Raw genomic sequence first — 10,858 nt, 5'->3', positions numbered from 1 at the left:
GTGGGCCGGCACGAGGTCCTGCGGACCCGCTATTCGGTCGTCGACGGGACCCCGTACCAGCAGGTCCTTCCGGTCGAGCAGGCCGGTTTCGAGCTGCAGGTCACTGACGTGCCGGCGGCCGAGCTGGCCGCCACCATCTCCGAAGCAACCCGCTACGCCTTCGACCTGGAGAATGAAATCCCCGTGCGGTCCTGGCTGTTGACCTCGGATGCGGGTGACAGAACGCTCGTCGTGGTGGTTCACCACATCGCAACAGACGGCTGGTCGACGGGCCCACTGGTGCGGGACCTCTCAGCTGCGTACGCGGCCCGTACCGAGGGCCGGGCGCCGGACTGGGCGCCGTTGCCAGTGCAGTACGCGGACTATGCGCTCTGGCAGCGTGAGGTGCTCGGTTCGGAGGAGGACCCGCAGAGCGTGCTCTCCCAGCAGGTCGGCTACTGGCGCGAGGCGCTGGCCGGCGCCCCGGAGGAACTGGTCCTGCCTACCGACCGGGCGCGGCCCGCGATGTCAAGCTACGCCGCGTTCTCGGCGGAGTTGGCGATTCCCGGTGACGTTCACCGTGAGCTGCTTACGCTGGCGCGGGAGCAGGGTGTGACGCTGTTCATGGTGGTGCAGGCGGCGTTGGCCGTGCTGCTCTCCAAGCTCGGCGCGGGCACCGACATCCCGATCGGCACGGCCAACGCCGGCCGCACCGACGAGGCCCTCGATGATCTGGTCGGGTTCTTCGTGAACACCCTGGTGCAGCGCACCGACCTGTCCGGAGACCCGACCTTCACCGAGGTCCTCGGCCGGGTCCGGGAGACGGCGCTGGCCGGCTTCGAGCACCAGGACGTTCCCTTCGAGCGCCTCGTCGAGGAGCTCGCCCCGGAGCGCTCACTGGTCCGTCACCCGCTCTTCCAGGTCATGCTGGCTGTGCAGAACAACGCTCGCACCGCGCTCGCCCTGTCCGGTGTCGAGGCGGCGCCGGTGGGTCCGTCGGCCGATCCGATGGCACGCTTCGACCTGGATGTCACGCTCGCCGAGGTGTTCGACGGCGACGGCCGGCCCGCCGGGATCCACGGCACGCTGGTGGGCGCGGCAGACCTGTTCGACCGCGCGTCGGTGGAGCGGATGGCCGCCCGCTGGCAACGACTGCTGCCCGGCCTGGTGGCCGACCCGTCGCTGAGCCTGAGCGCGGTGGACGTCCTGGACGCCGACGAGCGCCGCCGTGTCCTGACCGACTGGAATGACACGGCGGCCGAGGTCGCGCCGGCCACCCTGCCGGAGCTGTTCGCGGCGCAGGTGTCCCGGACTCCGGATGCGGTGGCGGTGGTCTTCGAGGGCGTCGAGTTGTCCTATGCGGAGCTGGACGCCCGGGCCAACCGGCTGGCCGGTCATCTGGTGGACCAGGGTGTGGGGCCGGAGTCGGTGGTGGCGGTCTGCCTTGAGCGCAGTGCGGACCTGGTGGTCGCGCTGCTCGCGGTGGAGAAAGCGGGCGGGGCATACCTACCCGTCGACCCGGACCTTCCGGCGGAGCGGATCGGCTACATGCTGGGTGACTCCGGCGCGGCGTGGGCCCTCACAGCGGCGCGGTACGCCGCTCTGCTGGCGTCGCACGTGGCAGTGTCGGTGCTGGACGACCCGGCGACGGCGGCCGCCCTGGCGGCGCGGCCGGAGGCGGCGCCGGAGGTGGCGCTGCGGCCGGAGCACCCGGCGTACGTGATCTACACCTCCGGCTCGACCGGCCGGCCCAAGGGCGTGGTCGTCGCACACGAGGGGATCGTGAACCGGCTGGAGTGGATGCAGCGGGAGTACGACCTCACCCCCTCGGACCGGGTCCTGCAGAAGACGCCGTTCGGCTTCGACGTGTCCGTCTGGGAGTTCTTCTGGCCGCTGCTCGAGGGCGCGACCCTGGTGGTAGCTCGCCCAGGCGGTCACCAGGACCCGGTGTACCTGGCGCAGTTGATCCAGAAGCAGGCGGTGACCGTCACGCACTTCGTGCCGTCGATGCTGGAGACCTTTCTGACAGTGCCGGCGGTGGGTGCCTGTGTGAGCCTGCGGCGGGTGATCTGCTCGGGCGAGGCGCTGCCGCTTCATGTGCAGCAGCGGTTCTTCGAGGTGCTCGGCACCCGCTCGGGGCTCTACAACCTGTACGGCCCGACCGAAGCTTCGGTCGATGTCACGGCCTGGCGCTGCCATCAGGGGCAGGGCGGCGGATCAGTGCCTATCGGCGCACCCGTCGCCAACACTCGCACCTACGTGCTGGACGACGCGCTGCGGCTCGTGCCACCGGGAGTGGGCGGCGAACTGTATCTCGCGGGCGTGCAGTTGGCCCGCGGCTATGCCGGAAGGGCGGCGCTGACGGCGGAGCGGTTCGTGGCCTCGCCGTTCGGCACGGCCGGGAGCCGGATGTACCGGACCGGAGACATCGCCCGGTGGACCGGCGGCGGGCAGCTGGAGTACCTGGGCCGCGCCGACGACCAGGTGAAGATCCGCGGGCTGCGCGTCGAGCCGGGGGAGATCGCCACCGCCCTGGCGGCCCACCCCGAGGTGGCCCGAGCCGTGGTGATCGTCCGCGAGGACCTGCCCGGTGACAAGCGGCTCGTTGCCTATGTCGTGCCTGACGGAGAGGGTCTTCTCCCTTCCGAGGTACGGGAGTTCGCGGCGGACGGCCTGCCGGACTACATGGTTCCGTCGGCGGTGGTGCTGTTGGATGCATTGCCGGTCACGGCGAACGGGAAGCTGGACCGCCGCGCACTGCCGGCCCCGGACTGGTCGGCCGGGGTGTCAGCGGGCCGGGAGCCGGCGAACGAGCGGGAGCGGGTCCTGTGCACGGCGTTCGCCGAAGTACTGGGACTGGAGTCGGTCGGTGTCGATGACGACTTCTTCGCACTCGGCGGCCATTCGCTGCTGGTGGTGCGGTTGGCCGCCCGGGTGCGGGCGGAGCTCGGGGTGGAGGTGACGGTGCGGCTGATGTTCAAGGCGCCGACCGTGAGCCGCCTCGCCCAGGAGCTCGGAGAACTTGAGCGTGGAACCAAGAAAGCAGCTAGGCCGGCGTTGCGGCCGATGCGTCGACAGGGGGAGTCCTGATGGTGCCGTTGTCCTTTGCGCAGCGTCGGTTGTGGTTCCTGGGGCAGTTGGAGGGGCCGAGTGCGACCTACAACAACCCCATGGTTCTGCCGCTCGCGGGCGGACTGGAGCTGGGCGCGCTCGGCGCGGCGTTCCGCGATGTGATCGGCCGGCACGAGGTGCTGCGCACGGTGTACGCGGTCGCTGACGGCGAGCCGTACCAGCAGGTCTTGCCGATGGACGAGACGGACTTCGTCCTCAAGACGGTCGAGGTACCGGCTGAGGGGCTGGCCGCCGCGGTGGCCGAGGCTGGACGGTACGCCTTCGACCTGGCGGCGGAGATCCCGATCCGGGCGTGGCTGTTCACGACGGCTCCGGGCGAGCACGTGCTCGTCGTGGTCATGCACCACATCGCTTCCGACGGCTGGTCGCTGGCGCCGCTGGCCCGTGACCTGTCGGCGGCTTACCAGGCCCGGTGCGCCGGCCAGGAGCCCGACTGGGAGCCTCTGCCCGTCCAGTACGCCGACTACGCGCTCTGGCAGCGCGAGGTGCTGGGTTCGGAGGAGGACCCGGAGAGTGTTCTCGCCCAGCAGCTGGAGTACTGGCGGGAGGCGCTTGCGGGCGCGCCGGAGGAGCTGCCGCTGCCGTTCGACCGGATCCGGCCGCAGGTGCCGAGCTTCCGTGCGCACTCGGTGGAGTTCGACGTCCCGGCCGAGGCGCACCGACAGCTCGTGCAGGTGGCCCGCAGGCAGGACATGACGCCGTTCATGGTGGTGCAGGCGGCGTTGGCCGTGCTGCTCTCCAAGTTCGGTGCCGGTGAGGACGTCCCGATCGGCTCGGCGACCGCTGGCCGTACGGATGTGGCGTTGGACGATCTGGTCGGGTTCTTCGTGAACACCCTGGTGCAGCGCACCGACCTGTCCGGAGACCCGACCTTCCTCGAGGTCCTGGAGCGGGTTCGGGAGGCGTCGCTGGGCGCGTTCGAGCACCAGGACGTTCCCTTCGAGCGCCTCGTCGAGGAGCTCGCCCCGTCCCGCTCGCTCGCCCGCAACCCGCTGTTCCAGGTCATGCTCGCGGTGCAGAACAACGCCCGGGCCGGGTTGGCGCTGCCGGGCGTGCGTGCCGGTCAGCTTCCGCAGGGCGTGGCACCCGAGCTCGCTGCCCGCTACGACCTGGACGTGACCGTCACCGAGCTCTTCGGCACCGACGGTGCGCCGAGCGGGCTGCGAGGTGTGGTCAAGGCGGCGGCCGATCTGTTCGACCGGTCTTCGGTCGAGCGGATCGCGGCGGCCTGGCCGCGAGTGCTCGGCGCCTTGGTGGCGGATCCGTCGGTGCGCCTGGGCACGGTGGAGGTGCTGGACGCCGACGAGCGGCACCGGATCCTCACGGAGTGGAACGACACGGCGGCAGAGGCACCGGATGTCACCATGCCTGAGCTGTTCGCGGCGCAGGCAGCCCGGACTCCGGACGCGGTCGCGGTCGTCTCGGAGGGTGTCGCGCTCTCCTACGCAGAGCTGGACGCCCGCGCCAACCGGATGGCCCGCTACTTGGCGGGCGCCGGGGTGGGCCCGGAGTCGCTGGTCGCGGTCTGCGCCGAACGCAGTGTTGACCTGGTCGTCGCTCTGCTCGGCGTGCTCAAGGCGGGCGGCGCGTACCTGCCGATCGACCCGGAGTACCCGGCGGAGCGCATCGCCTACATGCTGGGCGACGCGCGGCCGGCGGCCGTGCTGACCTCGGTGGCGTGCCGTCCCGGTCTGCCCGCCCATGGGGACGCACCGGTGATGGTGCTCGATGACAGCAGCTTCCGTGTGACCCTCGCCGCGCTGGACGGCACCGCCCTGACGGCGAAGGAGCTGGTCCGCCCGCTGCTGCTCGACCATCCCGCCTATGTCATCTACACCTCTGGCTCCACCGGGCGCCCCAAGGGCGTGGCGATCGAGCACCGGGCCTTGGTGAACTACGTGGCGCGCTGCCGGGTGGCCTATCCGGAACTGGCCGGCAACACCCTGTGGCATGCGTCGATCTCCTTCGACGCGGGCGTGACTGCGCTGTACGGCGCCCTTGCCGCCGGTGGCCGACTGGTGGTCGCCCCCTTCGACGAGCGGCTGCCCGACGCGCTGGAGGAGGCCCTGGACGGGGAGCGCCTGACCTTCCTGAAGGTGACCCCGAGCCACTTGGCGCTGATGGACGCTCTGCCGGCCATCTGCGCTCCCACCGGTCGGCTGATGATCGGCGGCGAGGCGGCCTCGGGCAGCCTGGTCAAGGAGTGGTCGCGCCGTCACCCCGGCGTCTCGGTGGTCAACCACTACGGCCCCACCGAGGCGACGGTGGGCTGCACCGACGCCATCGTCGACCTTGACACCGCTGCGCAGCACACTGCCGTGCCGATGGGCCGCCCGATGTGGAACACCCGGGTGTTTGTCCTTGACGCCGCGCTGCGCCCGGTGCCCATCGGAGTGGCCGGCGACCTGTACGTGGCCGGAGCCCAGCTGGCCCGTGGCTACGTGGGCCGGCCTGGCCTGACCGCGGAGCGGTTCGTCGCCTCGCCGTTCGACGTGGCCGGGAGCCGGATGTACCGCACCGGCGACCGGGTCCGCTGGACGACGGACGGTCTGCTGGAGTTCCTGGGCCGCGCCGACGATCAGGTGAAGATCCGCGGCTTCCGGATCGAGCTGGGCGAGGTCGAGGCCGCCGTGATCGCGCACCCGGCCGTGGGCCGGGCAGCCGTGGTCGTCCGCGAGGACGTGCCCGGGGACAAGCGCTTGGTCGCGTACGTGGTTCCGGAGGAGCTGGCCGATCGTGACGAACTCCCACGTCTGGTGCGGGAGTTCGCCTCCGATCGGCTGCCCGAGTACATGGTGCCTGCGGCCGTGCTGGTGCTGGACGTGCTACCGCTGACCGTCAACGGCAAGCTGGACCGCCGAGCCCTGCCCGTCCCCGACTACGCCGCCGCTGCGGGCACCGGCCGCGAGCCGGCCAACGAGCGTGAGAAGACCTTCTGCGAGGCCTTCGCCGAGGTGCTCGGCCTGGAGCGCGTCGGCGTCGACGATGACTTCTTCGCCCTTGGCGGGCACTCGCTGTTGGCAGTGCGGCTGGCCAGTCGGCTCCGCGTGGGGCTGGGCGTTGAGATCTCGGTGCGTGCGCTCTTCCAGGCGCCCACCCCGGCCCGCCTCGCCGCGACCGTCCCGGCTGAGTTCGGCAGCGCCCGTCCCGCCCTGACAGTCCACGAGCGCCCCGAGTCGCTGCCTCTCTCCTTTGCCCAGCAACGCCTCTGGTTCTTGGGTCAGTTGGAGGGGCCGAGCGCGACCTACAACGTCCCGGTGGTGGTGCGGCTCAGCGGTGAGTTGGACACCGACGCGCTGGGTGCCGCACTGCTCGACGTGGTGGATCGGCACGAGGTACTGCGCACTGTGTACGCCCTCGCCGATGGCGAACCGCACCAGGAGGTGCTGCCGGTCGCGGAGACGGGCTTTGCCCTGCAGGTCATCGAGGTCTCGGCGGGGAAGCTCGCCGCCGCGGTGGCCGACGCCACCCGGCACGCATTCGACCTGGCGGGTGAGATCCCGATCCGGGCCCGGCTGTTCACCACTGACGGTGGTGAGCGGGTGCTCGTCGTGGTGATGCACCACATCGCTTCGGACGGCTGGTCGACGGGCCCGCTGGCCCGTGACCTCACCCAGGCCTACGTTGCCCGTACTGAGGGTCGGGAGCCGAGCTGGGCGCCGTTGCCGGTGCAGTACGCGGATTACGCGCTCTGGCAGCGTGAGCTGCTCGGTTCGGAGGACGACCCCACGAGCGTGCTCGCCCAGCAGGTCGCTTACTGGCGCGAGGTGCTGGCCGACGCGCCGGAGGAGCTGGAGCTGTCCACCGACCGTCCCCGCCCGGCCATCGCCAGCTACCGCGGCCACAACGCAGAACTCGAGCTCGGCTCCGACATCCACCGTGAGCTGCTGGCGGTGGCGCGGGAGCAGGGTGTGACGCTGTTCATGGTGGTGCAGGCGGCGTTGGCCGTGCTGCTCTCCAAGCTGGGTGCGGGCACCGACATTCCTATCGGCACGGCCAACGCCGGCCGCACCGATGAGGCGCTCGACGACTTGGTCGGGTTCTTCGTGAACACCCTGGTGCAGCGCACCGACCTGTCCGGAGACCCGACCTTCCTCGAGGTCCTCGGCCGGGTCCGGGAGACGGCACTGGCCGGCTTTGAGCACCAGGACGTTCCCTTCGAGCGCCTCGTCGAGGAGCTCGCCCCGGAGCGCTCACTCTCCCGCCACCCGCTCTTCCAGATCATGCTCACCGTGCAGAACCAGGCCCGCGCCGACCTGGCGCTGCCCGGCGTGCGGGCGCTGCCGACCGCCGCGTCCGCCGAGGCGGTGGCCAAGTTCGACCTTGACGTCACCCTGGGTGAGGTCTTTGACGCCGATGGCGGCCCGGCGGGGATCCGCGGCGGGCTGATCGGCGCCGCCGACCTGTTCGACCGCGCCACTGTGGAGCGGATTGCCGTCCGCTGGCAGCGGGTGCTCGCTGACCTGGTCGCTGACCCGTCGCTGCGCCTGAGCGCCGTCGACCTGATGGACGCGGACGAGCGCCGCCGCGTGCTCACCGAGTGGAACGCAACCGCCGCCCCCGCCCCCGCAGCCACCGTGCCCGAGCTGTTCGCAGCTCAGGCGGCCCGGACTCCCGAGGCGGTGGCCGTGGTCGCCGATGGTGTCGAGGTCAGCTACGCCGAGCTGGACGCACGCGCAAACCGGATCGCCCGCCACCTGGCCGGCCAGGGCATCGGGCCGGAGTCCGTCGTCGCGCTCTGCCTGGAGCGCGGCGTCGAGCTGATGGCTGCTCTGCTCGGGGTGCTCAAGGCCGGTGCCGCGTATCTGCCGGTCGACCCCGAGTATCCAGTGGAGCGGATCACCTTCATGCTGGCCGACGCCCGCGTGGCCGCTGTGCTGACCTCCCGAACCGCCGTCACCAGCCTGCCTGAGCAGGCCGGCGCACCCGTGCTCGTCATGGACGAGCCGGTCATCGCCGCCCGGCTCGCCGCACTCGACGGCGCTGCCCTGACGGAGCAGGAGCTGGTCCGCCAGCTGCTGCCCGCACACCCGGCATACGTGATCTTCACCTCCGGCTCCACCGGACGCTCAAAGGGCGTGGCCGTCCCGCACAGCGCCTTTGTCAACCTCACCGTCGGGCACGGCCGCTTCGGCGTGCTGCCGGGCTCCGTGGTTGCCCAGTTCGCCTCGGTCAGCTTCGACAACTTCTGCTCCGAGTGGTCGCTGGCGCTGCTCGTCGGCGCGACCCTTGCGGTCGTTCCCCCGGAGCGACGGCTCGCTGGCGAGCTGGAGGCGTTCCTCTCCGAGCACGGCGTGACCCACGCGACCCTGCCGCCGGCGGTGCTGGCGACCATGGACCCGCGCGCGGTCGCCCCTGACCTTGTCCTCGAGGTCGGCGGCGAGGCTTGCCCGCCGGATGTGATGACCCGGTGGTCCGCCGGGCGGCTGATGTTCAACACCTACGGGCCCACCGAGACCACCGTCGACGCGACGGCCTGGCGCTGCGCTTCCGACGCTTCCGGCGTGCCCATCGGCGGGCCGATTCCCAACACTCGGGTCTTCGTCCTGAGCGACGCGCTGCGCCCGGTGCCGGTTGGCGTGGTGGGTGATCTGTACATCGCCGGTGCGCAGTTGGCGCGTGGGTATGTGGGCCGGCCAGGCCTGACGGCGGAGCGCTTCGTTGCGTGCCCGTTCGGTGATGCGGGCGAGCGGATGTATCGCACCGGTGACCGGGTGCGCTGGAACCCCCGCGGCGAGCTGGAGTTCGCGGGTCGTGCGGATGAGCAGGTGAAGGTCCGGGGTTTCCGGATCGAGTTGGGTGAGGTGGAGGCGGTCGTCGCCGAGCATCCGGGGGTGGTGCAGGTCGCGGTCGTGGTCCGGGAGGACCTGCCGGGCGACAAGCGCCTGGTCGCGTATGTGGTTGCGGCTGGTGAGGCTCTTCTTCCGTCCGTGGTGCGGGAGTTCGTGGCTGGCAGGTTGCCGGAGTACATGGTGCCCGCGGCGGTGGTGGTGCTGGACGTGCTGCCGTTGACGGTGAACGGGAAGCTGGATCGCAAGGCGTTGCCCGCTCCGGATTACGCGGCGGCGTTGGGCGCGGGTGGTCGTGGCCCGTCCAGTGTGCGTGAGGAGGTGCTGTGCGCGGGCTTCGCTGAGGTGTTGGGCCTGGCGTCGGTTGGTGTGGACGATGACTTCTTCGCGCTTGGCGGGCATTCGCTGCTTGCGGTGCGCCTGGTGGAGTGGCTGCGGGTGCGGGGGGCCTCCGTTTCGGTGAAGGCTCTGTTCCAGACTCCGACTCCGGCGGGCCTTGCGGCCGTCGCCGGCACCGAGACTGTCGAGGTGCCGCCGAACCTGATTCCTGAGGGTGCGCTGGTCATCACTCCGGACATGCTGCCGTTGGTCGAGTTGTCGGCCGAGGAGGTCGGGCGGATCGTCGCCACCGTGGACGGTGGCGCGGCCAATGTGGCTGATGTGTATCCGCTGGCGCCGCTGCAGGAAGGCTTGCTGTTCCATCACGTGATGGCCGCTGGCGGGGAGGACGCGTATGTCGCGCCGCGGGTCATGCGTTTCGATTCGCGTCGGACGCTGGATGGTTTCCTGGGGGCTTTGCAGCGGGTGGTGGACCGGCATGACATCTACCGCACGGCGATTGTGTGGGAGCAGTTGCCGGAGCCTGTTCAGGTGGTGTGGCGTCGGGCGGGCCTGCCGGTGACGGAGGTCGTGCTGGATGCGGCCGGTCTGGATCCGGTGGAGGAGTTGCTGGCGGGTGTCGGTTCGTCGATGGACCTTGGCCGGGCGCCGCTGTTGGATGTTCACATCGCCGCGGACCAGGACGGTCCGGGCTGGACCGCGTTGGTGAGGATGCATCACCTGGTGATGGATCACACCGGTATGGACGTGGTGATGGCCGAGGTCCGGGCGTTCTTGGAGGGTCGCGGGGACCAGCTGCCGGCGCCGCTGCCGTTCCGTGACTTCGTGGCGCAGGCCCGGCTCGGGATCTCTCGTGAGGAGCACGAGCGGTACTTCGCGGGGCTGTTGGGGGATGTCACCGAGACCACCGCGCCGTACGGGCTGCTGGACGTGTACGGCGACGGCACCGAGGTGGTCCGCGAGACCGTCCTGCTGACCGACGAGCTGTCTGCCCGCGTGCGTCAGGTGGCTCGGGCGGTGGGCGTCAGCCCGGCGACCGTTTTTCATCTGGCGTGGGCCCGGGTTCTGGCAGCCGTCTCCGGTCGCTCGGACGTGGTCTTCGGGACTGTGCTCTTCGGTCGGATGAACGCCGGCGCCGGAGCTGGCACCGATCGGGTGGCGGGCCTGTTCATCAACACGCTGCCGGTCCGGGTCCGGATCGACGGCACCGGGGTGCTGGAGGCGCTGGGCGGGGTGCGCCGTCAGTTGGCCGAACTGCTCGTCCACGAGCACGCCCCACTGGCGATCGCCCAGCAGGCGAGCGGACTGTCTACGGCACCGCTGTTCACCTCGATCTTCAACTACCGGCACAACACTCCGGGCGCGGCTGTCGAGCAGGTGCCGGTCGAGCGCAACGGCGGCATCAGCACCGTCTTCATGAGTGAGCGGACCAACTACCCACTCGCGGTCTCAGTCGAGGACGACGGTGGCAGCTTTGGGCTGACTGTTGACGCGGTTGCTTCGGCTGACCCGCGGGCGGTGGGTCGGCTTCTGCGGAGTGTTGTCGAGAGTCTGGTGCCGGCGTTGGAGGCGGCGGGTGAGGGTGGTGCGGATCTGCCGTTGAGTGCGGTGGATGTGCT

2 protein-coding genes are annotated in these 10,858 nt (G+C 70.7%); both read left to right on the top strand.

What is annotated here, in order from left to right; translation table 11 throughout:
- On the top strand, positions 1–3,069 hold a 3,069-nt coding region (locus tag ACWEPF_RS38920; RefSeq protein WP_452176384.1), incomplete at its 5' end, for a non-ribosomal peptide synthetase.
- Positions 3,069–10,858, top strand: a 7,790-nt coding sequence (locus tag ACWEPF_RS38915) for an amino acid adenylation domain-containing protein (RefSeq protein ID WP_452176383.1), incomplete at its 3' end; no start/stop codon positions are given. The genes ACWEPF_RS38920 and ACWEPF_RS38915, both read left to right, overlap by 1 nt.

The organism is Kitasatospora sp. NPDC004289, assembly GCF_053602875.1.
Note: the sequence above shows the minus strand (reverse complement) of the source record. Positions and strands in the feature narration are given on the sequence as shown.